This is a genomic window from Arthrobacter senegalensis, from assembly GCF_059091765.1.
Window position 1 is genome coordinate 344,441 of sequence record NZ_JBNHGZ010000004.1, and the last position, 23,790, is coordinate 368,230.

The 23,790-nt window shown below is 68.7% G+C and carries 22 protein-coding genes; 16 read left to right on the plus strand and 6 right to left on the minus strand.

Annotated elements, in window-relative coordinates; all coding sequences use genetic code 11:
• The first annotated feature begins 145 nt into the window (after positions 1–145).
• Entirely contained in the window at positions 146–841 is a 696-nt protein-coding gene (locus AC5RVG_RS14400; RefSeq protein WP_494001446.1) for a TIGR03089 family protein, read from the plus strand.
• A 25-nt stretch (positions 842–866) separates the two neighbouring features.
• Here the strand turns inward: AC5RVG_RS14400 and AC5RVG_RS14405 are convergent, their stop codons facing one another.
• On the minus strand, positions 867–1,439 hold the full coding sequence (locus tag AC5RVG_RS14405; protein ID WP_494014358.1) for a GtrA family protein: 573 nt from the start codon (positions 1,437–1,439) through the stop codon (positions 867–869).
• A gap of 148 nt (positions 1,440–1,587) precedes the next feature.
• Between AC5RVG_RS14405 and AC5RVG_RS14410 the strand changes: the two genes are divergently transcribed.
• The 5 genes from AC5RVG_RS14410 (at position 1,588) to AC5RVG_RS14430 (ending at position 7,364) form a co-directional block, all read left to right on the plus strand.
• A complete protein-coding gene (locus AC5RVG_RS14410) occupies positions 1,588–2,760 on the plus strand; it encodes a 5-(carboxyamino)imidazole ribonucleotide synthase (RefSeq protein ID WP_494014359.1) in 1,173 nt (390 codons plus the stop codon).
• Complete coding sequence (gene purE / locus AC5RVG_RS14415; RefSeq protein WP_494001448.1) at positions 2,757–3,284, plus strand: 5-(carboxyamino)imidazole ribonucleotide mutase; 528 nt, start codon at positions 2,757–2,759, stop codon at positions 3,282–3,284. Before AC5RVG_RS14410 ends, purE begins: the two co-directional genes overlap by 4 nt.
• A 52-nt stretch (positions 3,285–3,336) precedes the next feature.
• The gene (locus tag AC5RVG_RS14420) at positions 3,337–4,929 is read left to right on the plus strand and encodes an LCP family protein (RefSeq protein WP_494014360.1); all 1,593 of its coding nucleotides are present in this window, start codon (positions 3,337–3,339) and stop codon (positions 4,927–4,929) included.
• A gap of 123 nt (positions 4,930–5,052) precedes the next feature.
• Positions 5,053–6,330 carry a mannose-6-phosphate isomerase, class I gene (gene manA, locus AC5RVG_RS14425; RefSeq protein ID WP_494014361.1) on the plus strand — a complete coding sequence of 426 codons (1,278 nt, stop codon included), beginning with the start codon at positions 5,053–5,055 and terminating at the stop codon, positions 6,328–6,330.
• Positions 6,327–7,364, plus strand: a complete 1,038-nt coding sequence (locus tag AC5RVG_RS14430) for a lipid II:glycine glycyltransferase FemX (protein ID WP_494014362.1) — start codon at positions 6,327–6,329, stop codon at positions 7,362–7,364. The genes manA and AC5RVG_RS14430 overlap by 4 nt, the downstream gene beginning before the upstream one ends.
• 85 nt (positions 7,365–7,449) lie before the next feature.
• Here AC5RVG_RS14430 and glpX read toward each other — a convergent pair whose 3' ends face one another.
• Positions 7,450–8,439, minus strand: coding sequence for a class II fructose-bisphosphatase (gene glpX, locus AC5RVG_RS14435; RefSeq protein ID WP_494014393.1), 990 nt, complete (start codon positions 8,437–8,439; stop codon positions 7,450–7,452).
• Positions 8,440–8,689: 250 nt separating this feature from the next.
• On the opposite strand from glpX, the gene AC5RVG_RS14440 reads away from it, so the two are divergent.
• The 5 genes from AC5RVG_RS14440 (at position 8,690) to AC5RVG_RS14460 (ending at position 13,386) form a co-directional block, all read left to right on the plus strand.
• Complete coding sequence (locus tag AC5RVG_RS14440; RefSeq protein ID WP_494014363.1) at positions 8,690–9,283, plus strand: DUF4245 domain-containing protein; 594 nt, start codon at positions 8,690–8,692, stop codon at positions 9,281–9,283.
• 61 nt (positions 9,284–9,344) lie between these two features.
• Positions 9,345–9,959, plus strand: coding sequence for a carbonic anhydrase (locus tag AC5RVG_RS14445; protein ID WP_493978642.1), 615 nt, complete (start codon positions 9,345–9,347; stop codon positions 9,957–9,959).
• 126 nt (positions 9,960–10,085) lie between these two features.
• Positions 10,086–11,513, plus strand: a complete 1,428-nt coding sequence (locus tag AC5RVG_RS14450; protein WP_494014364.1) for a class II fumarate hydratase — start codon at positions 10,086–10,088, stop codon at positions 11,511–11,513.
• Between the two features lie 289 nt (positions 11,514–11,802).
• On the plus strand, positions 11,803–13,113 hold the full coding sequence (locus AC5RVG_RS14455; RefSeq protein ID WP_494014365.1) for a S8 family serine peptidase: 1,311 nt from the start codon (positions 11,803–11,805) through the stop codon (positions 13,111–13,113).
• A 42-nt stretch (positions 13,114–13,155) separates the two neighbouring features.
• The gene (locus AC5RVG_RS14460; RefSeq protein ID WP_494001455.1) at positions 13,156–13,386 is read left to right on the plus strand and encodes a hypothetical protein; all 231 of its coding nucleotides are present in this window, start codon (positions 13,156–13,158) and stop codon (positions 13,384–13,386) included.
• Positions 13,387–13,440: 54 nt separating this feature from the next.
• Here the strand turns inward: AC5RVG_RS14460 and AC5RVG_RS14465 are convergent, their stop codons facing one another.
• Positions 13,441–13,947, minus strand: coding sequence for a prepilin peptidase (locus AC5RVG_RS14465; RefSeq protein WP_494014366.1), 507 nt, complete (start codon positions 13,945–13,947; stop codon positions 13,441–13,443).
• 56 nt (positions 13,948–14,003) lie between these two features.
• On the opposite strand from AC5RVG_RS14465, the gene AC5RVG_RS14470 reads away from it, so the two are divergent.
• The 4 genes from AC5RVG_RS14470 (at position 14,004) to AC5RVG_RS14485 (ending at position 18,150) form a co-directional block, all read left to right on the plus strand.
• Entirely contained in the window at positions 14,004–14,792 is a 789-nt protein-coding gene (locus AC5RVG_RS14470; protein ID WP_494014367.1) for a hypothetical protein, read from the plus strand.
• A 329-nt stretch (positions 14,793–15,121) separates the two neighbouring features.
• Positions 15,122–16,051, plus strand: a complete 930-nt coding sequence (locus AC5RVG_RS14475) for an AfsR/SARP family transcriptional regulator (RefSeq protein ID WP_494014368.1) — start codon at positions 15,122–15,124, stop codon at positions 16,049–16,051.
• 100 nt (positions 16,052–16,151) lie between these two features.
• On the plus strand, positions 16,152–16,814 hold the full coding sequence (locus AC5RVG_RS14480; RefSeq protein ID WP_494014369.1) for a response regulator: 663 nt from the start codon (positions 16,152–16,154) through the stop codon (positions 16,812–16,814).
• Entirely contained in the window at positions 16,804–18,150 is a 1,347-nt protein-coding gene (locus AC5RVG_RS14485; RefSeq protein WP_494014370.1) for a sensor histidine kinase, read from the plus strand. The genes AC5RVG_RS14480 and AC5RVG_RS14485 overlap by 11 nt, the downstream gene beginning before the upstream one ends.
• Before the next feature lie 135 nt (positions 18,151–18,285).
• On the opposite strand, the gene phoH2 is transcribed toward AC5RVG_RS14485, so the two are convergent.
• Together phoH2 and AC5RVG_RS14495 are read right to left on the minus strand one after the other, a co-directional pair.
• Positions 18,286–19,683 carry an RNA 5'-3' helicase PhoH2 gene (phoH2, locus tag AC5RVG_RS14490; protein ID WP_494014371.1) on the minus strand — a complete coding sequence of 466 codons (1,398 nt, stop codon included), beginning with the start codon at positions 19,681–19,683 and terminating at the stop codon, positions 18,286–18,288.
• 267 nt (positions 19,684–19,950) lie between these two features.
• On the minus strand, positions 19,951–20,712 hold the full coding sequence (locus AC5RVG_RS14495) for an isoprenyl transferase (protein ID WP_494014372.1): 762 nt from the start codon (positions 20,710–20,712) through the stop codon (positions 19,951–19,953).
• A 124-nt stretch (positions 20,713–20,836) separates the two neighbouring features.
• Here AC5RVG_RS14495 and trhA point away from each other — a divergent pair, with 124 nt between their 5' ends.
• On the plus strand, positions 20,837–21,598 hold the full coding sequence (trhA, locus tag AC5RVG_RS14500) for a PAQR family membrane homeostasis protein TrhA (RefSeq protein WP_494014373.1): 762 nt from the start codon (positions 20,837–20,839) through the stop codon (positions 21,596–21,598).
• Between the two features lie 34 nt (positions 21,599–21,632).
• On the opposite strand, the gene AC5RVG_RS14505 is transcribed toward trhA, so the two are convergent.
• Entirely contained in the window at positions 21,633–23,789 is a 2,157-nt protein-coding gene (locus AC5RVG_RS14505) for a thioredoxin domain-containing protein (RefSeq protein WP_494014374.1), read from the minus strand.
• Position 23,790: the final 1 nt, after the last annotated feature.

The window sequence follows — 23,790 nt, forward strand, 5'->3', positions numbered from 1 at the left end:
AAGCGCCGGCGGGAATCTTAGAGACCCGGCAGCGAAATCCGCGTACGCCACGCGAGGGCCCGCCCCCGTGATGTGCGTCACAAATACCGCGTGCAGGCGTCAGCCGGCCTCCGGCTGGGCCACGAACCCGACCTTAAGGAGCACCGTGAGCACCCCCGCCACGATCACCGACCTGCTGGCCCGAATGCGCCCGGGCTCGTCCCCCTGCCTGGTCTGGTACGGCCCGGAGGGCGAACGCATCGAGCTGTCCGGGCGCGTGCTGGACAACTGGGTGGCCAAGACGGCGAACCTGCTGGCCGAGGAACTGGACGCCGCCGAGGGTACGAGCGTGGGTCTTCTGATGGACCCGCACTGGCGGTCGTTGGTCTGGGCGCTGGCCGCGTGGCAGGCCGGCGCCACCGTCCGGCTGGGCGAGGCCGCCCGGAGCGCCGACGTGGTGGTGGCCGCGGATCCGGCCCTTTTGGTGCGGGAAGGCAGCGGACACCAGGTCCTGGTCGCCCTGGGCGCGCTCCAGTTGCGCTGGCCCGGGGAACTGCCCGACGGCGTCCTCGACTACGCGGCCGAGGTCCGCTCCTACGCGGATGAATACCTGGGAATCGATTCCCTGGCGGCAAACGGTCTGGCACTGGAGGACGACGGCGGAGCGCTGACCTTCGCCCGGCTTTTGGACCGGCCGACAGCGGCCAGGAACCTGCTGGTGCCGGCGCACACCCCCTGGCCGGACGTGCTTCGCGAAGCCCTGGCAACCTGGCAGGGCGGCGGCACGGTCGTGCTGGTGCACCCGGAGGTAGGGGTGACCCAGCGGTTGCTGGACAGCGAACGGGTCACCGTACAACTGTGAACCGGCGATCCGGCCCGGACCCCGCCTAGCCGCGCGCCGTGCCCGATGCCTGGGGGCCGTCGACCTCCGGCGCCGCGTCCGCGGGAGGCTGGTCGGCATCGTCCTCGGGGTGGCGCTCGAAGATCTTGCGGTCCTCGGCAAACTCCGGCTCGGCGTCCAGCTCAACGTTAAACACCAGGAACCGGTAGGCGAAGAAGCGCATCACGGTGGCCAGCACCGTGCCGACGATGCCCGCGAACAGCAGCATGGTCCGGTCCGTCACCTCCAGCGGGTAGCGGGCTATCCAGACGCAGCCGGCGGAGACCACCATGCCGATGACGTTGATGACGATGAACAGCACCAGTTCGCGCAACACGTTCGCCTGGCGGCGATGACGGAACGTCCAATAGCGGTTGGCTACCCAGGAGAACAGTGTTGCCACGGAGGCGGACACGAACCGCGCCTTCACCACGCTGTCGTCCATGGGCCCGTTGATCAGCCACCAGTACACGCCGTTGTCCACGATGAAGGCGATCCCGCCGACCGTGCCGAACTTCGCCACTTCCCGCCAAAAAAGGGAAACAATGGCGCGCAGGCGCTCGGAAATAGTTCGGTTCATGATCGAAGGTGGATCCCTTTCGCTCGGATGCCGGAGCAGAGCCGGCCGACGCACTATTGTATTGCGCCAGTCTGGGCGTTACCTAGGACGTACCCGCCGCGCGAAGTGCAATGCGACTCGTCCGGAACCTGTTCGGTACCCTGACTAGGTGAGTTTTCCAGTGATCGGCGTAGTGGGCGGCGGCCAGCTTGCCCGAATGATGGCACCCTGTGCGGTAGAGCTCGGCTTTGAACTGCGTGTTCTGGCCGAGGCCGCCGATGTTTCCGCGGTCCCCGCCGTGGCTACGGCTCCCGTGGGCGACTACCGCGACCTGGAGGCGCTGCGGGGGTTCGCGAAGGGCCTGGACGTGATGACCTTCGATCACGAGCACGTCCCTACCGAACATCTGCAGGCCCTGATTGCCGAGGGCGTCAACGTGCAGCCGCATCCTGACGCGTTGATCCATGCGCAGGACAAGCTGGTCATGCGCGCGGTGGTGGACAGGCTGGGGCTGCCAAACCCGGTGTGGGCACCCGTCTCGGGCGTCGACGAGCTGGTTGCCTTCGGCGGCAGGATTGGCTGGCCGGTGGTGCTGAAGACGCCGCGGGGAGGCTACGACGGCAAGGGAGTGCGGATCATCCGCGATGCGGATGCTGCCGCCGAGGCGGCCGACTGGTTCACCGGCGGCGCGCTGCTGGTCGAAGAAAAAGTCGATTTCAGCCGGGAGCTCTCCGCGCTGGTAGCCAGGACTCCGTCCGGCGAAGCACGGGCCTGGCCGGTGGTGCACACCATCCAGGTGGACGGCGTCTGCGACGAAGTGATCGCGCCGGCACAGGACCTGCCGGCGGACGTCGCCGAGGCGGCCCAGCAGGCGGCGCTCCGGTTGGCCGACGAGCTGGGCGTCACCGGCGTGATGGCCGCCGAGTTGTTCGCCACCCCGGGACGCGGAGCAGGCTTCGTGATCAACGAACTGGCCATGCGCCCGCACAACACCGGCCACTGGACCCAGGACGGGTCGGTCACCAGCCAGTTCGAGCAGCACCTGCGGGCCATCCTGGATCTGCCGCTGGGCGATACGTCCCTGCTCGGCGGCGCCGTCGTCATGAAGAACTACCTGGGCGGCGCAAATACCGACCTGTTCTCGGCCTATCCGCGCGCGCTGGCCGCCGAACCGTCCGTCAAGCTGCATGGCTACGGCAAGTCTGTCCGTCCCGGCCGGAAGATCGGCCACGTCAATGTGGTGGGCCGCGATGCGTCCCAGGTGGAGGAACTGCGCCGGCGCGCGGACCGCGTCGCGGCGATTGTCCGCGACGGCGTGGACCCCCAGGAAGGCAAACCATGAGCAACAAGCCGATAGTCGGCGTGGTGATGGGCTCGGATTCCGACTGGCCCGTCATGGAGGCCGCCGCCCGGGCGCTGGAGGAATTCGGCGTCCCCTACGAGGCCGACGTCGTCTCCGCGCACCGCATGCCCGAGGACATGATCGGTTATGGCCGCGACGCTCACTCCCGGGGACTGCGGATCATTATCGCCGGCGCCGGCGGTGCCGCGCACCTGCCCGGCATGCTCGCCTCCGTAACCCCGCTGCCGGTGATCGGGGTGCCGGTGCCCCTGAAGTACCTGGACGGCATGGATTCCCTGCTCTCCATCGTGCAGATGCCCGCCGGGGTGCCGGTGGCCACGGTGTCCATCGGCGGAGCCCGCAATGCCGGGCTGCTGGCCGTGCGGATGCTGGCAGCCGGTGGTGACGAATTGGCCGGGCGGCTGCAGCCGGCCCTGCTCGAGTTCGCGTCCGGCCTGCGCCGGTCCGCCTACGACAAGGGAGCCGCGCTGCGTGAACGCGCCGCAGGCTCCGGCGAGGCCTAGGACGGTGGGTCCCCAGCCGCCGAGGAAGCCGTCGGGGTCTTCGGCGCGCGGGGTGACCGATCCGGTCCGCTACCCCCAGCACGCTCCGGCGCCGGTGCGCACCAAGCGCGCCTTCGTCCTGCTGCTGCTGACCCTGCTCGTCCCGGGCAGCGCCCAGATCGTGGCAGGGGACCGCCGGCTGGGCCGGCGCGGCCTGGCCGTGACGCTGCTGGCCTGGGCGGCCGTTGTGGCCGCTGCCGTCATGGCCCTGGTGAACTGGCCGCTGCTGGTGAACCTGGCCACCGACCGCTGGGGTTCGCTGGCCCTCGTTGTGGTGCTGGCGGCACTGGCGCTGTTCTGGGCGTTCCTGTTCCTGAACACCTTGCGCATCATCAGGCCCAACCTGCTGGCCCCGGGCGCCAAACCGGCGGTGGCGGTGACGCTGGTTGCCCTGATGGTGCTCACCAGCGGCAGCCTGGGCTACGCCGCCTACCTGCTCAACGTGAGCCGCAACGCCTTCAGCTCCATCTTCGAAACCCGGCCCGCGTTCGACCCGGTGGACGGCCGCTACAATTTCCTGCTCATGGGCGGCGACGCCGGTGCCGGGCGGGTGGGGCTGCGCCCGGACAGCATCCAAGTGGTCAGCGTCGACGCGAAGACCGGCCAGACCGTCATGTTCGGCATCCCGCGCAACTTCCAAAACGCCCCGTTCCCGGCGGACTCGCCGATGCACGAGGTGTATCCGGAAGGTTTCAGCTGCGGTGACGAGTGCATCATCAACGCCCTCTACGTCGACGTGGAGCAAAACCACGCCGACCGCTACCCTGATGCCAAGAACCCTGGCGCGGAGGCCATGAAGGACGCCGTGAGCGGGATCCTGGGCATCGAGATCCAGGCGTATGCCCTCGTGGACATGGACGGCTTCGAAGCCCTGGTGGACGCGATGGGCGGCATCACGGTCAAGGCCGGCGGTTGGGTGCCTATTTCCAACAGGACCATCCCCGGCACCAATCAACACTACCCGCCGAAGGGCTGGATCGCCCCGGGCGTCCAGGAGCTCGACGGCTACCACGCCCTCTGGTACGCCCGCTCCCGCGAATTCGCCACCGACTACGATCGCGTCCAGCGCCAGCAGTGCGTGATGTCGGCGATGGTCAAGCAGCTGGACCCGGCAACGGTGCTGACCCGCTTCCAGCAGTTGGCCGAGGCCGGCGAACAGGTCGTCGAGACGGACATTCCCAGTGCGCAGCTGGGCAGCTTCGTCTCGCTGGCGCTGAAGGCCAAAGACCAGAAGGTGAAGCGGCTAACCATCGGACCGCCGGACTTCGGCACCGCCGCGGAGAATTTTGTCACCTACCCCGACTTCTCGGTGATTCATCCCCGCGTTCAGGAGATGTTCACCCAGGAAGAGCAGACTCGGCAGAAAGATCCCAAGGACGACGGCGGCGGCGCCGGTGGCGACGCCGGCTCCGGTGGCGGAGAAACCACCGCCGGTGAGGGCGGGGCCGGCCCCGCGGACGAGGCGGCACCGGATGCGGCCGACGCCCCGGAGGCGCCGGCGGAGCCCCAGGTCACCGCGGAGTATCTCCAGCAGCTGGCCGAGATCGGCGATACCGCCACGCTCGGCGCCCTGGTGGCCAACAACGGCAAGTGCTCGGTCCCCTGATCCCGGCCCGCTGCCACGCCGGTCCGGCGGCGTCCCCCCGGTGGGGGGCGGGTGCTGCCGGAATGCTGCAACGGCGCGGGGTCTGAGAGGATCGTGGGAACAAGGACGAGGAAGAGGCTTCACATGTATCGGTTGACGAATGTAGTGCGTCCCTATGCCTGGGGCTCGACGACGGCGATTGCCGAGCTGTTCGGGCGGGAACCGTCCGGCGGGCCGGAAGCCGAACTCTGGATCGGCGCGCACCCCGACTCCCCGTCACGGGTGCAGCTGGCCGGAGGCGAACGGCCGCTCGACGAGTTCATCAAGGAGAACCCCGGCGCCGCCCTGGGCGAGACGGTCCTGGGCCTGTTCGGCGCCACGCTGCCGTTCCTGACCAAGGTCCTGGCCGCCGACTCCGCGTTGTCGCTCCAGGTCCATCCCACGCTCGAGCAGGCCCGCGCAGGGTTCGCCGCGGAGAATGCGGCCGGCATCTCCTTCAACGACCCGCAGCGCAGCTACCGGGACGACAACCACAAGCCGGAGATGATCTTCGCGCTCAGCGACTTCCAGGCGCTGTGCGGTTTCCGCCCCCCGCGCGACGCGGCGCGGCTGCTGGCCGGGCTGAAACCACGGCTGGCAGACGCCGGCGCGGCCCTGGATCTCCTGGACGAGGTGCTGGAACTGTTGGGTGGCGGCGACGAGGAAGCGGCCCTCCGCGGTGCCTTCGTGGCGCTGCTGGACGGCGGGGAACGCTCCACCCGGCTCGCCGCGGACACGACCCGCCTGCTGGCGGCCACACCGGCCGGCAGCCTGGGCACCGAATATGCAGCGGTCGCCCGCCTGGGCGAACTGTATCCGGGCGACCCCGGCGCGTTGATCTCGCTGCTGCTGAACCTGGTCGAACTCTCCCCCGGCCAGGCACTGTGCCTGCCGGCCGGAAACATCCACGCCTACCTGCAGGGCCTCGGGGTGGAGGTCATGGCGGCCTCGGACAACGTGCTGCGCGGCGGCCTCACCCCGAAGTTCGTCAACATGCCCGAACTGCTGAAGATTACGAACTTCCGGCCTATCGCCCCGCCCATGGTGAAACCGACCATCACCGATGCCGGCCAGGAACTGTACTGCCCGCCCTTTGCCGAGTTCCAGCTCCAGCGCATCGAACTGGCCGACGGCGGCAGCCCGGTGCCGCTGGCCCAGCACGGCCCCGCGATCGTGCTGGCCGTGTCCGGCAGCGTGCTGCTGGACTCCCCGAAGTCCGACCTGATGCTTGGCCGCGGCGATGCCGCGTTCATCCCCGACACGGAACAACCGGTGAACGTGCACCCGGCCGGAGACACCGGAACCGGCGCGGTGCTGTTCGCGGTGACCACCTCGGGCGGCACACATGAATTCGATCAACAACGAACGGGAGCAACACTTTGACCGCTTCGATCCTGCAGTCTGCGCCTTGGGCCGACTTTCAACGCAGCCTGGGCAAACAGGTCTTCGAACGCAGCGGGGACGGCTGGAACTTCCTGGCCATCGCGGAAAAGACGCCCCTGGGCCGCTTCCTGTACGTCCCGTACGGCCCGGCCGCGGCAGACAACGCCGCCCTGATCCGCGCGCTGGCCGCCCTGCAGTCCCTGGCCGCGGAACAACGCGCCCATTACGTGCGGATCGAACCGGTCGGCACCGACCTCGGCCAGCGGCCGCAGGCGGCGCTGCAGTCGCTGGGCCTGGTCAAGGCACCGGTGGACGTCCAGCCGAAACTGACCTGGATGCTGGACCTGAGCCAGCCGGAAGAGGACCTGCTGGCGGCCATGCGCAGCACCAGCCGCAACCTGTACCGCAATATCCACAAGAAGGGCGTCACGTTCGATGTCTCCACCGACCCGGCGGACATCGAAATCCTGCTGGGTTTCCTGCACGACGTCTCCGAGCGCGCGGAGTTCAAGGCCCAGTCCGACGATTACCTGCGGCACGCAGCCCGGACCCTGGTCCCGGCCGGCGCGGCCAAACTGTTCATCGCCCGGTTGGACGGGCAGCCGATCGCGGCCGCGCTGTCCTACGACACGGAGGCCACGCGGGTGTACGCGCACGCCGCGGCGGACGACGCCCACCGCAAGCTCAACGCCGGGATTCCGCTGGTGGTGACCATGATGATGGACGCCCGCGCCGCCGGCATCCGCCACTTCGATATGTGGGGCGTCAGTCCCGAGGACGAGCCCGACCACCCGTGGGCCGGTTTCTCCCGGTTCAAGCGCTCCTTCGGCGGCTACGAGGTCAGCTATCCGGGCAGCTGGGACCTGCCCGTCAACCAGCTCATGTACCGGGCCTATCTGCTCTCGCGCACGGCCCGGGAGGCCGTAACCCCCGCCGTGCACAAGGTCCGCGCCGCGGTGCTGCCGGCCGCCCGCAAGGCGCGCACCGCCGTCGTGCCGGCCGTGCGCAAGCTGCGCGGCACGCTCCCCCGCTGACCGCCCGCGGATCCGTCCCGGAACGACAAGAGGAAAACCCCGCACCGGCTCTGGCCGGTGCGGGGTTTTCCTTCGCTGCGGGTCGCTAGAGCTTGCGCTCGAAGCGGTCCCACTTGTATTCCTGGTGCTCGCCCTCGACGAAACGGATGGTGCCGGACTTGGAGCGCATCACGATCGACTGCGTGAGGACCTTGTGGTTCTTGTAGCGGACGCCGCGCAGCAGGTCACCGTCGGTGATGCCGGTGGCCACGAAGAAGCAGTTGTCGCTGGTGACCAGGTCATCGGTGGTCAGCACCCGGTCCAGGTCGTGGCCGGCGTCGATGGCCTTCTGCTTTTCATCGTCGGTGGTGGGCCAGAGCCGGCCCTGGATCACGCCGCCCAAGGACTTGATGGCGCAGGCCGTCACAATGCCCTCCGGGGTGCCGCCGATGCCCATCAGGACGTCGACGTCGGTGCCCTCGCGGGCGGCCGCGATGCCGCCGGCGACGTCGCCGTCCATGATGAACTTGGTGCGTGCGCCGGCGGCGCGGATCTCCTCGACATACGGCTTGTGCCGGTCGCGGTCCAGGATCATCACGTTGATCTGGTTGATCTTCTTGTTCTTGGCCTTCGCGATCAGGTGCAGGTTCTGCTTGATGGGCAGCCGCAGGTCCACCAGGTCCGCCGCTTCGGGGCCGGTGACCAGCTTCTCCATGTAGAACACGGCCGAGGGGTCGAACATGGTGCCGCGCTCGGAGACCGCGAGCACGGAGAGCGCGTTGTTGATGCCCAGCGCCGTCAGCCGGGTGCCGTCGATCGGATCCACGGCGACGTCGCACTCGGCGCCGGTGCCGTCGCCGACCTTTTCGCCGTTGAACAGCATCGGGGCCTCGTCCTTTTCGCCCTCACCGATGACGACCACCCCGTTGAAGCTGACGGTGGACAGGAACGCGCGCATGGCGTCCACGGCGGCGCCGTCGGCACCGTTCTTGTCCCCGTAGCCGACCCAGTGGCCGCCGGCGATCGCCGCGGCTTCGGTGACGCGCACCAGTTCCAGCGCCAGGTTTCGGTCCGGCTCGTTGTCGCCGACGCGCATGGACGGCGGAAAGTTGGAAAAGGGGTCAGCCTGGGCTTCGTGGGACACTTCGACCTCATCTTCGAGTAGCTCTTCAGACAGCACCGGCTGCGGTGCCGTGATGGATGCATCTGCGGTGCGGACATCTTCCATTGCTTTCGATCATAGTCGTCGCCGCCCCGGGGGCCAGCGCGCGGACCGGCCGACCCGCCCTCCGTTCCGGCGTCGCGGGCGTGTGCGCGCAGGGGCGGGCATCTGAGATCATGGAACCGTGAGTGAAGCGCGTCCCGAAGAATCGACCGAGTTGCCCGTCAAGCCAGTGCTGACGGCCAAGCAGGCCAACCGCGCGAAGGCTCCGGTGGTCGGCATGCTGATGGCCGTGGGGCTCTCCCTCGCCGTGCTGCTGCCGGTGATGTTCCTGAATCCGGGCAGCAAGCCCGGAGTCTACGAACGTAATATTGACGTCCCGGGGGTCGCCCTGCAGGCCGAGTCCACGGCCGGTTACCTGCCGCTCGCCGTCGACCTCCCGGCGGGCTGGACGTCCAATTACGCCCGGTGGAATACCGGGGGAACCGCGCAGGTGGCGGCGTGGGAAGTCGGCTACATCACGCCGGGCGAAGAGTACATCGGACTGATCCAGACCGACAAAGCCAACCCCACCTGGGTCGGCCAGGCAACCGACAACGCGCCGGTCACCGGCGACCGCGAAGCGGGTGCCACCTGGGAACTGCGCGACGCCGGCGCGGGCGAGCGCAGCCTCGTGCTGGAGCACGGCGGATTCACCGTCATCTTGACCGGCACCGCGGAGCTGGACGAATTCGATGTCCTGGCCACCGCGATCGTGGAAGACCTGGACAGCAAGTAATCCCGCCCCGACACGGAAACCGGTGCACGGGCAGGGACGCACGAAGCAGTAAGGTTGCTTCGTGCCCACCTCATTGACTCCCGCCCAGGCCTGGCAAAAACTCATCGACGGCAACGCCCGCTTTGTGGCAGGTACGTCAGTCCACCCGAACCAGGACGCCGCCCGGCGCAGTTCGCTGGTCAACGAGCAGCATCCGTTCGCCATCATCTTCGGCTGTTCCGACTCCCGGCTGGCCGCCGAAATCATTTTCGACCTGGGACTCGGCGATGCGTTCGTGGTCCGCACCGCCGGCCACGTCCTCGGTGACGCGGTGATCGGATCGCTCGAGTACGGCGTGGATGTGCTCAACGTTCCGTTGATTGTCATCCTGGGCCACGACAGCTGCGGGGCCGTGACGGCGGCAAAGAACACGATTGACACCGGCGAAATGCCGCGCGGCGGCCTGCGGGACCTCGTGGAACGGATCACCCCGTCGGTGCTGGCCGCCCGGCGTGCCGGCCTCGAGGACCTCAACGACATGGTGATCGAAAACGTCCGACAGTCCTCCGAACGCCTGCTGGACAGTTCGCGGGCCATTTCCGAGGCGGTCGAGGCCGGCCGCACGGCCGTCGTCGGCGTGGCCTACCGGCTCGCGGACGGCCGCGCCGAGCTCGTCGCAGGGCACGGGGCCCTCTAGCCGCGCCCCGGGGGCGGGACGCCCCGCCCCGGGGGCCGCAGGCCCGCTCGGCGCCACCTCAACCAAGCCGCCACCGTGCCGCAACACAATTCGGAACCGGTGCGCCGCAGGCATAAGCTTGGAGCCATGACTTCTGCTGATTCTGCTGAATACCGCATCGAACACGACACCATGGGCGAGGTCCGCGTTCCGGTCAACGCCCTCTACCGTGCGCAGACCCAGCGCGCCGTCGAGAACTTCCCGATCTCCGGCAAGACGCTGGAGCGCGCCCACATCGAGGCCCTGGCCCGGATCAAGAAGGCTGCGGCCACCGCGAACGCCGAACTGGGCGTGCTGGACGGCGAGCTCGCCAAGGCCATCGCCGCGGCGGCGGACGAAGTAGCCACGGGCAAGTACGACGGCGACTTCCCGATCGACGTTTTCCAGACCGGTTCCGGCACCTCGTCGAACATGAACACGAACGAGGTCCTGGCCGAACTGGCCACCCGTGCGCTGCGCGACGCCGGCAGCGACAAGACGGTTCACCCGAATGACCACGTCAACGCCTCGCAGTCCTCCAACGACGTCTTCCCGACCTCGGTGCACGTGGCCGCCACCTCGGCCTTGATCAACGAGCTGATCCCCGCGCTGGACTACCTGGCCGCGTCCCTGGAGCGCAAGGCCGAGGAGTTCAAGGATGTGGTGAAGTCCGGCCGCACCCACCTGATGGACGCGACGCCGGTCACCCTCGGGCAGGAATTCGGTGGCTACGCCGCCCAGGTGCGCTACGGCATCGAACGCATCGAGGCATCACTGCCGCGCGTGGCCGAGGTTCCGCTGGGCGGCACCGCCGTCGGCACCGGCATCAACACCCCGGCCGGCTTCCCGCAGCGCGTAATCGAACTGCTGGCCGCCGACACCGGCCTGCCGCTGACGGAGGCCCGCAACCACTTCGAGGCCCAGGCCAACCGCGACGGCCTGATCGAGGCCTCCGGGCAGCTGCGCAACATCGCCTACGCGTTCATGAAGATCAACAACGACCTGCGCTGGATGGGTTCGGGCCCGAACACCGGCCTGGGCGAAATCGCCATCCCCGACCTGCAGCCGGGTTCTTCGATCATGCCCGGCAAGGTCAACCCGGTGATCTGCGAGGCGGCGATCATGGTTGCCGCCCAGGTCGTCGGCAACGACACCACCATCGCCCTGTCCTCCACCAACGGCGCCTTTGAGCTGAACGTGGGCATCCCGGTGATGGCCGCCAACCTGCTCGAGTCCATACGCCTGCTGGCGAACACCTCGCGCGTCATGGCGGACAAGATGATCGACGGGCTGACCGCCAACGTGGAGCGCGCCCGCTTCCTGGCCGAGGCCTCCCCCTCGATCGTGACCCCGCTGAACAAGTTCATCGGCTACGAAAACGCCGCCAAGATCGCCAAGCACTCGGTCCAGGAAGGCCTGACCGTGCGCGAGTCGGTTGTGGCCCTTGGCTTCCTGGAGCGCGGCGAACTGACCGAAGAGCAGCTGGATTCTGCGCTGGACGTGCTCTCGATGACCGTCCCGCCGCAGGCCAAATAGCAGGCCGGTCCATCGCGGATCCTGAAGGGCGCTCTTGCTTCGGCGGGGGCGCCCTTCAGCGTGCACGGCGCCGCCGGCCGCCGCTCACCCGGGCCGGATCGGCGTCAGGACGGGGCCCTGCTGCCTTTTTTGGCCCCGACCGGCTGAAACGATTGCCTGAACCTTGAACCGTCGGCCTCCGGGACTAGGATGAGGCGCACACGTCCCCGTGGACGGCGGGTGAACGGCCCATCCAGGGCCGCCGGCCGGCCCGTCGGGGACACGGTGGAAGAGTGTCCAGGAGGTCTCCGTGATTGGCGATTCGCAGCCCCCGTCCCTGGCGACGGCCGACTATTCCGTGCCCGGGCAGCCGAAGACCACCGGACGCTTTATCGTCGTCTTTTACGGCCCATCCGACGAGTGTGCCGGCCTCCTGGCCGACGCCGCCGGCCTGTCGAATGTCGCGGACAGCCGCGATTTCGGCACCCGCGGGGTGGACCCGGACGCGGCCTCCGGCGCCGACGCAACGGTCTTCGCAAACCTGGGCATCGCCGTCGTCGCTGCCGGCCCGGACCAAATCAGCTCGCTCCAAGTCAGTACCGCTGCCCGGCACCGTGTCCTCTCGGTCTCGCCGGAACTCATCCACGACGTGCTCGGTCCGGCCGATGACTACGCCGCCGGCTACCGCGACGGCGTGACCGACCTGTCCGGCAGGCTCGCCGCGCGACGGCACGAACGCTACGAAGCGGGCCCCGCACCGGCGGGCTTCGCCGACAACAACAATTTCACCTGGGGACAGCAGGCCACCAGGGCCGTCTCGTCGCCCTATTCCGGGCAAGGCGTGCGCGTAGCCGTGCTGGACACCGGGTTCGACGAGACGCATCCGGATTTCGCCGGACGGAGCATCACCAGCGCCTCCTTCATCCCGGGCGAGCCGCCGCAGGACGGACACGGCCACGGCACGCACTGCATCGGGACCGCGTGCGGCCCCAAGTCCCCCGGCACCGGCCCGCGCTACGGCGTGGCCCACGAAGCGGAGATCTTCGCCGGCAAGGTCCTCAGCAACGCCGGTTCGGGGACCGACGCCGGCATCCTCGCCGGGATCGACTGGGCCGTGGGCAACGGCTGTGCCGTCATCTCCATGTCCCTGGGAGCCGACGTCGCACAAATCCACCCGCCCTACACGGCCGCCGGGAGCCGGGCGCTGGAGCAGGGGTCCCTGATCATCGCCGCCGCGGGAAACAATGCCGACCGCCGGAAGGGCGAGTTCGGGTTCGTCGGCGCCCCGGCCAACAGCCCGTTCATCATGGGGGTGGCCGCGCTGGACCAGGCCCTGGAGGTCGCGTTCTTTTCCGCCCGCAGCCTCCCCCTGCGCGGCGGGCAGGTGGACTGTGCCGGTCCCGGGTTCCAGGTGTATTCGTCCTGGCCCATGCCGAAGCGTTACAACACCATCAGCGGCACCAGCATGGCGACGCCCCACGCCGCCGGCGTGGCGGCCCTGTGGTCAGAGGCTACCGGCCGGCGCGGCCTGGAACTGTGGGCCACGCTGGTGCAGGAAGCGGAGCGGCTGCCCGTGCCCTCCGTCGACGTCGGGGCAGGGCTGGTTCTTGCCCCGCAGTGACCCGCTTCCCCCGGGAGGGGCCGCCGGACCTATCATGGGGGTATGCAGATCACCGTGACGGTGCGCCACGACTACCTCTCCGATACCGGGCGGATTGCCGAGCAGTTGGCAGCCGGCGGCATGCGGGTGGAAAACGTGTTGTCATCCCTGGGCATGATTACCGGTTCATTGCCGGAGGGACAGCGTGCCGCTGTTGCCGGAATCGAGGGCGTCGAGTCCGTGGACGAAGACCGGCAGTTCGTCCTGCCCCCTCCCGACTCCGATATCCAATAGGCTCGGCGGACAAATTCCGGGACGCCCCGCGCGTCGTTGACCCGCGCTTCGCGGCTACGAAGGCAGCAGCAGCGCCGCCCACGTGCCGGCGATCATGAACGGCCCGAATGGAATGTCGCTGTGCAGCGTTCCGCGCCGCAGCACCACCAGCAACACCCCGTACGCGCCGCCCAACAGGAAGGCCGCGAACGTGCCCAGCAGCAGGTGTTCAAACCCCAGGTAGCCCAGGTACATCCCCAGCACCCCGGCCAGTTTGACGTCGCCGAATCCCATGCCGGCCGGATAAATAAGTCGCACGGCGAAATAGAAGACCCAGAGCAGTGCGCCGCCGGCCGGCACCCGCCAGAACATGCTGGCTTCGTAGCCTGCGAGGGAGGCCGCGAGCAGCAGCACTCCGGACACCGCATAGGCCGGGAAAATGATGCGGTTCGGCAGCCGGTGCGTCCTCAGGTCGATCCAGCTGAGCCGGGTTCCGATCACCAGCAGATAACCGCCGGCGGCCAACAGCATCCAAAACGCGAATGCATGGCCGGGCCACAGCAGCGCCAGTTGCTCGACCATGGACCCAACCTACTGCACTCGCCTGATCCGCAGGAGCCGACGGCTACACTGTGCATATGAACGGCGGGAGCGTGCTCAAGGCCGGCGACGCCGCCGGCAACGCGGAGACCTTCAGGTGCCTCTGCCGTTCTTCCCCGTGGAAGTGGGAATCGCTGCGGTTCGAGCTCCGGGCCGTCCACCCGGATGCGCCGGAGCCGGACGCTTCCGGCGGCATGCTGCGTGCGTGGACCCGGCGCCCCGGAGCGCTTCGGGTCGAGTCGGCCGACGGCAGGCTGCTGTACAGCACCACCGGCATCAACGACTCCCGGGACGGTTTCTACGTCAGCGCGACACGCAAGTCATGGCTGTTGCCTCCGCATCTGGTCACTCCGGTATTCAACGACATCCATCTGGTGCGCCGCCGGCCCGAGGCCGCCTACGGTGAGCCGGTCTTCGGCAACGGGCGCTGGTCCGCGATGCTGGATCCGGTTGAGCTGGCCGGCAGCGCGCCGGTGGCCTATGAGGCGCCCTTCGCCAACCCCGTGGAGATCCATGAACTGCGGGAGGTCGAGCACCAGGGCCGGAAGGCGCTGGAGGCGGTCGTCTCGCCCAACCAGACGTATGTACCGTACGACGCCGGCCATCCGCTGCTTCCCGAGGGCCGCACCGAGGTGCGGGTCGACTGGCGGACCGGCGTCTGTGTTTCCGCGGTTGCCATGGACGGGCCTCAACAGGGCGGCGGTCATTCGTTGACCATCCTCGGAGTGGACGAATACATGCTCGACGACCTGTTCCTCGAGGTCAGCATGAACCTCACCGACGTGCGGGAGCACATTCCCTGGCCGGTGCGCCCGCATCCCGCCTGAGGGCGCGGCGGAGCGCGCCCGGTGGCTCTCCGGTCGTCCGGACGGTGCAGGGCGCGCGGCCGGGCCCTGGCGTTGAGGGGTGGGGCCAGGGCCCGGCGGCGCCCGGCCGGCCGTGAGGTGCAGCGCCGAAGCCACCGGGGTCACGAGTCCAGAGTCCCCATTCATCCTTGGAAAAAGCCGGTGCCGTCCCGGTCCCCCTCACATTAGGGGTATCGGCACCCCTCAGGCGAGGCTGTCCCGCCGTCGGGGAGTCAGCGCACGATGGTAGTGCACTCATTGGGGGGTGCGTGCTGCGAGGGGGAATCGTGGAGCAATTGAGTGGATGGGCCATGCCCATGGCCGTGCAAGTGATCGGAAACTTACGGATCCGTCGCGGCGAAACCGTGTTGACCGCCGACAAACTGGGCGGCCCGAAGCCGCGTCAGGTGCTGGAAATCCTGCTGTTGAACGTTGGTTCGCCGATGTCGAAGGACCGGCTGGTGCACCTCTTGTGGGGCGGCCGTGCCCCGGGTGAAGCGCTGGCCACGTTGGAGAGCTATGTCAGCATCCTGCGGCGCAACCTGCAGCCTGGCTGCGCAAAGACGGGGCCGCTGCGCACAGCCAACGGCGGCTACATGATCGACCGGGACATGGTCGACGTCGACCTGCACCGCTTCCAGGCCCTGGTGCGGGCCGCCGAGTTTGCCGAACCGCCGAGGGCCTACCCCTTGCTGGCCGAGGCGTTGTCCCTCGCGTCGGAGCCGCTGCTGGGCGACGAACTGACTCCCGATTGGGCGGACGAGGCCCGTTCCGGCCATGCGGAAACGGTGCAGCACGCCCAACAATTGGCTGCGGAGGCCGCGCTGGCCTTGCATCGGCCCGACGACGCCGTGCTCTGGGCCCAGCGGTGCGTTGCTGCTTCTCCGCTGAATGAAGCGGCGTGGACAGTCCTGATCCGTAGCCTGGAGCTTTGCGGACGGCATGCCGACGGGTTGCAGGCCTACGAACGGTGCCGGCGGTTGTTCGGCCGCGACCTCGGTTGTGCCCCCGGCCCGGCCCTTCAGGAGATCCACGTGCGGCTGCTGAAGGCCACCGCTGACGCCCAGTCGGGCCTTTCGGAAGTCCTGGCGGCGCTGCTGCTGCTCAACGAACGGCTGACCCCGCCCGCAGCAAAGCACCGGAAGGAACACTTAACAGTCGACGCCACGGCCGGACCCCAGTACATGGCGGCGGGAGACATCGTCAGCTCGTTCCTGCGCAAGGCGCTCGCAGCCAGCTGAGGCCGGGTGACCCCGCCGGCCCCGATATGTACTTCCCGGCGCGCGCCGTGCATACTCGAGGTGGGGTCAAGTCCTTTGTGTCTTGAGTTGGGGAACTGGAGTGAGCTCTTTGGGGGAGCAAAAACTACGCATCGCCGTCGTGGATGATCACACGACCTTCGCGGAGTTGCTGTCTGATGCGCTGGACCGGGAAGCGGATCTGGTCAATGTGGGCAGCGCCGCCGGTGTGAGCGAGGCGGTTGCCTTGTGCCGCCGGGCCCGGCCCGACGTGGTCATCATGGACTACCACCTGCCCGACGGTGACGGGGTCGGCGCGGCCGAGCAAATCCTGCAGGCTGCCCCGGAGACCCGAATCATCTTGTTGACCGGTAACCCGTCGCTGAATGTACTGGCGCGCGCCGCCGCCTCGGGTCTTTGCGGCTTCCTGCCCAAAGACGGTTCCCTGTCAACGCTGCTTGAGGCGGTCCGGAACGCCAGGAGCGGCAGCATGTCGGTCTACCCGTCCGCGCTCACTCGATACGTCACCGCTCCACCGGCCACGGCAGTGGACAGGCCTGCCCTGACCAAACGCGAGCACCAGGTATTGGCCCTCATGGCAGCAGGCAACGACGTCCGCACCAATTCCCGGAGGCTGGGGATATCCCCGCACACGTGCAGGGGCTACGTGAAGTCGATCCTGGCCAAGCTAGGCGCACATTCACAGCTGGAAGCCGTCGCCACCGCCCAGCGGCTGGAACTGCTGGACGGCGGGCATGGTCGTTGACGTGGCTGCGCAGGACCGGCGCAGCATCCTCGCTGAAACACCCTCTGGGTCCCGCCGCCGGAAGCCCTCGGAAATGCAGGCGGCCCTGCGCCGCTTCGCACTGTCGGGGCTTGCGGCACTGATCATCGTCACGGTGCCGGTGATCATGGTCGCCCGCTCGCTGGCTGCCGACCATGCCCTCCTCCACGCCGCGGAACGCACCACACAAATCGTCGACCACCAATTCGCCCAGGACCTCACGGAGGCGGCGCTGGCCGGGGTTCCGGAGGCCTTGGCCGAATTGGACAGCGAAGTGGACCCGATGATCGACGACGGCCACATTCTGCGGGTCACGGTCCGGGATCTCGACGGCTCGATTGTCTATTCCGACGTCGATGAACTGATCGGACAGCAGATCGACCTGCCGGCCCAGCTCCTGGCCCGGTTGCAGGAGGATGCCCCCGTCAGCGTCGTCGAAGATCCCCCCGGCGGCAACATCTTCGGGCTGGGCCGCGCCGAGCTGGTCAACGTGTATGTGCGGGCACAGGCCGGCGATGGAAATGACTACATCTTCGAACTGTCTCACCCGGCGAACGAAATCAACCGCATGCAGGACGAGATGCTGGGCATCCTGCCCGTCATCCTCGTCGCGTTGGCCGTGCTGCAGTTTCTCCAGCTTGGACCGGCCCTTCGAATGGCGCGCCGCATGCGGAAGGCCAGTGAAATCCGGCGTGGACTGCTGCAGAAATCGATTGCGGCCTCGGAGGAGGAACGCCGGCGTTTGGCCCGGACCCTCCACGACGGCGTCATCCAGGAGCTGGCGGGGCTGGCCTACAGCCTGGAAGCGCGGGAACAGCAGCAGACCGCTTCGGACAGCGACTTCCATGCGCTGGCACGGGATATTGTGAAGGGCAGCATCGACGACTTGCGCCGGATCACGCTGACGTTGTACCCGCCCGACCTGTCGGCCGAGGGCCTCCCGGCCGCGCTCGACGGATTGGGTGTGCTGGTCCGCCAACGGGGAGCGGGCTGGCAACTGGAGATCGACTTCCCCGAGCCCGCCGCCCTCGCCTGCCCCGATTTGCTCTACCGGGCGGCACGTGAAGCCGTGACCAATGCTTCCAAGCATGCGTCCGCCCGGCTGGTCAAGGTTTCGCTGAGGCAGTCCGACAAGGCAGTGGTGCTGGAGGTCGTCGACGACGGCGTCGGCTTCACTCCAGACGCCGCCCGGCGGGCCGGACACATCGGCCTCCGGATCATGCGCGACACCGTCCGCGAGGCCGACGGTACGCTGCACGTTGAATCCGCCCCCGGCGCCGGTACCCGGATCGTCATGGCCTTTCCTGCCGGGCAATAGTTGCATGGCGCCTGCCGGGGCGCAGCCGGCGGCAACCCCCGGTGCGGCGAGGCGGCGATCGGCCGGCTGCCTTCGGCGGAAAGCGGGCCACGCTGCGGCAGCCCGCTTCCCGCCCCTGGACGCGAAGGCCGCAGGCTAGATCTCGGCGCCCTCCAGCAGCTCCGTGACCAGGGCCGCGATGGGCGAGCGCTCGGACCGTGTCAGCGTGACGTGACCGAAGAGCGGGTGTCCCTTGAGCGTTTCCACGACGGCGGCGATGCCATCGTGGCGCCCGACCCGCAGGTTGTCACGCTGCGCCACGTCGTGGGTGAGGACGATCTTGGAGTTCTGGCCGATCCGGCTCATCACCGTCAGCAGCACGTTCTTCTCCAGCGATTGCGCCTCATCCACCACCACAAACGAGTCGTGCAGCGAGCGGCCGCGGATGTGGGTCAGCGGCAGCACTTCCAGCATGCCGCGGTCCATGACTTCCTCGACCACCTCGGTCGAAACCAGGGCGCCGAGCGTGTCGAACACCGCCTGGGCCCACGGATTCATTTTTTCGGCTTCCGAGCCCGGCAGGTACCCGAGTTCCTGGCCGCCGACGGCGTACAGCGGCCGGAACACCACCACCTTCCGGTGCTCGCGCCGCTCCAGCACCGCCTCCAGCCCGGCGCACAGCGCCAGGGCGGACTTGCCGGTACCGGCCCGTCCGCCGAGCGAGACTATCCCTACCTCCGGGTCCATCAGCAGGTCGATGGCCAGCCGCTGTTCCGCGGAGCGTCCGTGCAAACCGAACACGTCGCGGTCGCCCTTGACCAGGCGCACCTGTTTGTCGGCCCCCACCCGGCCGAGGGCCGACCCGCGGGTGGACAGCAGCACCAGTCCCGTGTTGGCGGGCAGCTCCGCCGCCTCCGGGATGAACACCGGCTCGTGTCCATACAGCGCGGTCACGTCGTCGTCGGCCACATCCAGCTCGGCCACGCCGGTCCAGCCGGAGTCTTTGACCAATTCGTTGCGGTACTCGTCCGCACGAAGCCCCAGCGCCGACGCTTTCACCCGCAGGGGCAGGTCCTTGGAGACCACGGTGACGTTGCGGCCCTCGACGGCCAGGTTCTTGGCCACGGCCAGAATTCTGCTGTCGTTGTCGCCGCCGCGGAATCCGGCCGGCAGCACGTCGGACGAAACATGGTTGAGCTCCACCCGCAGGGTGCCGCCCTCCGCCCCCAGCGGTATGGCCTGGTCCAGGCCGCCGTGCTGTACGCGCAGGTCGTCCAGCAGGCGCAGTGCCTGGCGGGCAAAGTAGCCCAGCTCCGGGTCGTGCCGCTTTCCTTCCAACTCGGTGATCACCACCACCGGCAGGATCACCTCGTGCTCGGCGAAGCGCAGCAGTGCCCGCGGATCGGACAGCAGCACGGAGGTGTCCAGGACATACGACGCCCGGGTTGTTTCCGCTTCCCCGGCGGAAACAGAACGACCGGACGAGGTGGCAGCGGCGGGCTGCTTCCCGGGTCCGGTCGTGGGGGCTGGGTGCGGATTCTTGGTGGCGGTCATGCTTGCTCCCGTCCGGAGCACGACGGCTCCGACTGTGTGAAGCGGGGCGTGGACGGTAGGGCCACCAGGCCGGAACCGGCCTCCCCCGATGCGGCTTTCGCTATGCGCATCAAACTGGTGGCCTCCCGATCAATCTGCGGTTTTGCCGACTGATAGTCCCAAATTACGCGGATGTAATTCACTAAGACAAGGCCCCGGAAGAAATCGTTTCAATGAATTCTGCGTAACAGGAACGACGCCGGCCCGCCGTCCGCTTCGCCGGCCGCGTCAGGCGCCGAAACGGCGCTGCCGGCTGGCGTAGTCGCGGAGCGCGCGCAGGAAGTCCAGGCGCCGGAAATCCGGCCACAGGGCCTCGCAGAAGTAGTATTCGCTGTAAGCGCTTTGCCACATCAGGAAGCCGGAGAGCCGCTGTTCGCCCGAGGTCCTGATGACCAGGTCCGGGTCCGGCTGGCCGCTGGTGTAGAGATAGCCGGAGATGTCCTCGACCGCCAGCGCATCCGCAACGTCGGCCAGGCTCTTGCCCTCGGCGTCGGCATGGCGGAGCAGGCCCTTGACCGCGTCAACGATTTCCCGGCGGCCGCCGTAGCCCACGGCCACGTTCACGTGAACGCCGTTAACCCCCGCGGTCTGCTCCCCCAGATCGCTGAGTTTGGCCGCCAGGTCGGCCGGGAGCGTCTCCAGCGCGCCGACGGGATGGACGCGCACGTTCTTGCCTTCGCCCAACCGGTCCAAGGTGTTGCCGATGACACCCAGCAGTTCGCGCAACTCGTCTTCCGAACGGCCCATGTTGTCCGTGGACAGCATGTAGAGCGTGACCACCTTGATGCCCAGGTCGCCGCACCAGCCCAAAAACTCCAGGATCTTGTCGGCTCCGGCCTGGTGCCCTTCCCGGGTGGGCGCCCCGGCCAGCCTGGCCCAGCGCCGATTGCCGTCGACCACCACACCGATGTGGCCCGGGATACGGTCGGGCGCCAGCGAACGCTGCAGCCGCCGCTCGTACAGGCGGTACAGGACGCCGGGAAGAGACACCGCACCCCGCCTTCCTGATCGCCCGTTCACGACTTAGAATTCTATCCCCCCGCCCGGCCCGTTCCGCGCCACCCCTTGTTACCGGCCGGTAACAAGGGGTGGCGGCGGCCGCTAGAATAACCGCATGAGTGAACACGGCGCCGCCTCCGGGCCCTCCGGTTACCGGGGCGGCTACGAGGATTCCGCCGCCCGGCGGGAGGCGACGGACGGCCCCGTCGAGCGGGCCGTGGAGCAGGTAGCCGACGCGCTCAACATCAAGCCGAAGTTCCGCGGCTGGCTGCATGCAGGGGCCACCCCGCTGGCCCTGGTGGCCGGGATTGTCCTCGTGGCGCTGGCACCAACGGCAGCGGCCAAATGGGCCTGCGCGGTCTACGCCGTCACGGGCCTGCTGCTCTTCGGGGTCAGCGCCGTCTACCACCGCGGCAACTGGAGCCCGCACGTCAAGCTGGTGCTCAAGCGCCTGGACCACACCAACATCATGCTGGTCATCGCCGGAACGTACACGCCGCTGGCCTGGTCACTGTTGGAGCCGGCGAAGGCCACGTTGCTGCTGTGGCTGATCTGGGCCGGCGCCATCGCCGGCGTCGGGTTCCGGGTGTTGTGGCCCCACGCCCCGCGCTGGCTGTACGTCCCGGTTTATTGCGCACTCGGGCTGGCCGCGCTGTTCTACCTGCCCGACTTTTTCGCTGCCAGCGTGCCCGCGGCGGTCCTGATCTGCGCGGGAGGGGTCCTCTACATCGGCGGTGCGGTGGTGTACGGGATCAAGCGGCCGGATTTCTCTCCCACCTGGTTCGGCTTCCACGAGCTGTTCCATGCCTGCACCGTGGTGGCTTTCGCCTGCCATTACCTCGCCATCATGATCGCGGTGCTCGGCAACTCCGGTTGACTCTCACCACGGGCGTCCGGAAAAAGTGCCGGACTCAGCCTGCTCCCGCGCCCAGCTCGGCGAGCAGTCCGTCGACGGTTGCCACCGGCCGCCGGCATACCATCGCGCGGCACACGTAAGCCAGCGCACCTTCAGCCGGGGCGGGCTTATCAGCCAGCAGCGGCGGCGTCCCCTCCGGCGGCCGGGCCTCTCCGGAACGCGCGACAACCAGGCCCGGGCTGCCGGTTGCGCGCGCCGCGGCTATGAGTTCGGCGGCCGCGCCCGGAGCCCCCGTGACCGCCAGCTCTACCGGCCCCGCCGCCAGTGCCTGCGCAGCGGCCAGGCCCCACCCGGCGGCACGCGGGGCGCGCACGGCAATGCGCTCCAGGTAACCCAGCAGCCGGCCCGCCAGCTCCCGGTGCCGGGCGGAGCCGCTGTACGCGGCATAGGTGGCCAACGCGCCGGCCAACAGGCCGGTGCCGCTGGGAGTGGCGCTCTCGAGCGGATCCGCGGGCGGTACGGATCCGGCGGCGGCAGCCACCTGGGCGGCGGGGGCCGCCTGGTCGCTCAGCTGTCCCGCGTGCAGGAACAGCTCCTCCGCGCGCAGCACCAGCGCTTCCGCGGCGGCATACCAGCGGGGCTCCCCGGTGGCCGCATACAGCGAGAACAGCCCCTCCGCGCAGCCGGCGTAGTCCTCCAGCAAGCCTTCGAAGTGCTGGGCAGTGCCGTTGTGCGACACCCGGGCAAGCCGGCCGGAGCCGTCCAGGTGCACGGCCAGCAGGTACTCCGCGGCGGCCACCGCGGCGGCGGTCAGCTCGGGCCGCCCCAGCAACTCGCCGGCTTCGGCCAGCCCGGCTACGGCCAGGCCGTTCCACCCGGCGACGACTTTTTCATCCCGCTCCGGCTGCGGCCGTTCCTGCCGGGCGGCCAGCAGCACCGGACGCAGCCCTTCCCACCGCTGCCGCTCGTCCGGTTCCAGCAGTCGTCCCGGGTGCAAGGTCGAGCCGGTGGCGGTGACGTTGCCCCGCTCGCGCACGCCCATCACGGAGGCAACCCAGCCGCCGTCGTCGGCGCCGAGCAGCTCCCGCAGCTCTGCCGGAGACCACAGGTAGGTTGCGCCTTCGTGGTGGACACCGTCGACGACGGTGTCGGCGTCGAGCGAGGACGCAAACCCGCCGTGCGCCAACCGCAGCCGGCCCACCATCCAGTCCGCCGTGCCGGCCGTGACCGCGCGCCCCAGGTCCCTCTCGGCCCCGACCGAAGACTGGAAGGCCCATTGGGCGTACACGCGCAGCAGTTGGACATTGTCGTAGAGCATTTTTTCGAAGTGCGGCACGGACCACTGACGGTCCACTGCGTAGCGGGCAAAGCCGCCCTCCACCTGGTCGTACAACGCGGACCCGGCCATGGCCTGCAGCGTCCGCGACGATAGCGCGGCGGCCTGGCCGGCCGTGTCGGACCGCGAGGCCGCGGCATGCCGGAGCAGGAAGTGCAGCACGGCCGAGGGCGGAAATTTGGGTGCCGCGCCAAACCCGCCGAAGACGGTGTCCTCCTGCCGCGCCAGGACCTCGACGGCCTGCTCGAGGACCGGGCGGCCCGCACCCCAGCCGCCCGTGGACACCTGCACGGGTCCCTGCACGGGATCGCGGGACCGCTCGGCGGCGTCGTCGGACCCCTGAGTGAGGTCCCCGAGGAGCTCACGGTTGGCTTCCCCCGCCTGCGCGAGGGCCTCGGCCAGCGAGGCGCCAGTGGTTTCAACGGCGTCCCGGCGCTGCTCCCAGGCTTCATGAACCGCCTGGAGCACCTGGCGGAAGGATGGCTGGCCCGGCAGCGGGCGCGGCGGGAAGTAGGTGCCGGCGTAGAAGGCCCGGCCGTCGGGCAGGGTAAAGACGCTCATCGGCCAGCCGCCCTGGCCGGTCATCAGCTGCGTGGCCGCCATGTAGACGTTGTCCACGTCCGGGCGTTCCTCCCGGTCCACCTTGACCGGAATGAAATGCTCGTTCAGGTACCGGGCCGTGACCTCGTCCTCGAAGGACTCACCGGCCATCACATGGCACCAGTGGCACGCCGCATAGCCGATCGAAATGAAAACAGGCACGTCGCGCAGACGTGCCTGTTCAAAGGCCTGGTCACCGAACGGCCACCAGTCCACCGGGTTCCCGGCATGCTGGCGCAAGTAGGCCGAAGCCTCCGAGCGCAGTCTGCCGGCCATG

What these genes read in the sequence shown, in the direction of transcription:
- AC5RVG_RS14460 (WP_494001455.1), top strand. Translation starts at nt 13,156, where the DNA reads ATGCAGATCACCGTGACGGTGCGCCACGACTACCTCTCCGATACCGGG.
- manA (WP_494014361.1), top strand. Translation starts at nt 5,053, where the DNA reads ATGTATCGGTTGACGAATGTAGTGCGTCCCTATGCCTGGGGCTCGACG.
- AC5RVG_RS14465 (WP_494014366.1), bottom strand. Translation starts at nt 13,947, where the DNA reads ATGGTCGAGCAACTGGCGCTGCTGTGGCCCGGCCATGCATTCGCGTTT.
- AC5RVG_RS14485 (WP_494014370.1), top strand. Translation starts at nt 16,804, where the DNA reads ATGGTCGTTGACGTGGCTGCGCAGGACCGGCGCAGCATCCTCGCTGAA.
- purE (WP_494001448.1), top strand. Translation starts at nt 2,757, where the DNA reads ATGAGCAACAAGCCGATAGTCGGCGTGGTGATGGGCTCGGATTCCGAC.
- AC5RVG_RS14505 (WP_494014374.1), bottom strand. Translation starts at nt 23,789, where the DNA reads ATGGCCGGCAGACTGCGCTCGGAGGCTTCGGCCTACTTGCGCCAGCAT.
- glpX (WP_494014393.1), bottom strand. Translation starts at nt 8,439, where the DNA reads ATGCGCGTCGGCGACAACGAGCCGGACCGAAACCTGGCGCTGGAACTG.
- phoH2 (WP_494014371.1), bottom strand. Translation starts at nt 19,683, where the DNA reads ATGACCGCCACCAAGAATCCGCACCCAGCCCCCACGACCGGACCCGGG.
- AC5RVG_RS14470 (WP_494014367.1), top strand. Translation starts at nt 14,004, where the DNA reads ATGAACGGCGGGAGCGTGCTCAAGGCCGGCGACGCCGCCGGCAACGCG.
- AC5RVG_RS14450 (WP_494014364.1), top strand. Translation starts at nt 10,086, where the DNA reads ATGACTTCTGCTGATTCTGCTGAATACCGCATCGAACACGACACCATG.
- AC5RVG_RS14405 (WP_494014358.1), bottom strand. Translation starts at nt 1,439, where the DNA reads ATGAACCGAACTATTTCCGAGCGCCTGCGCGCCATTGTTTCCCTTTTT.
- trhA (WP_494014373.1), top strand. Translation starts at nt 20,837, where the DNA reads ATGAGTGAACACGGCGCCGCCTCCGGGCCCTCCGGTTACCGGGGCGGC.
- AC5RVG_RS14475 (WP_494014368.1), top strand. Translation starts at nt 15,122, where the DNA reads ATGCCCATGGCCGTGCAAGTGATCGGAAACTTACGGATCCGTCGCGGC.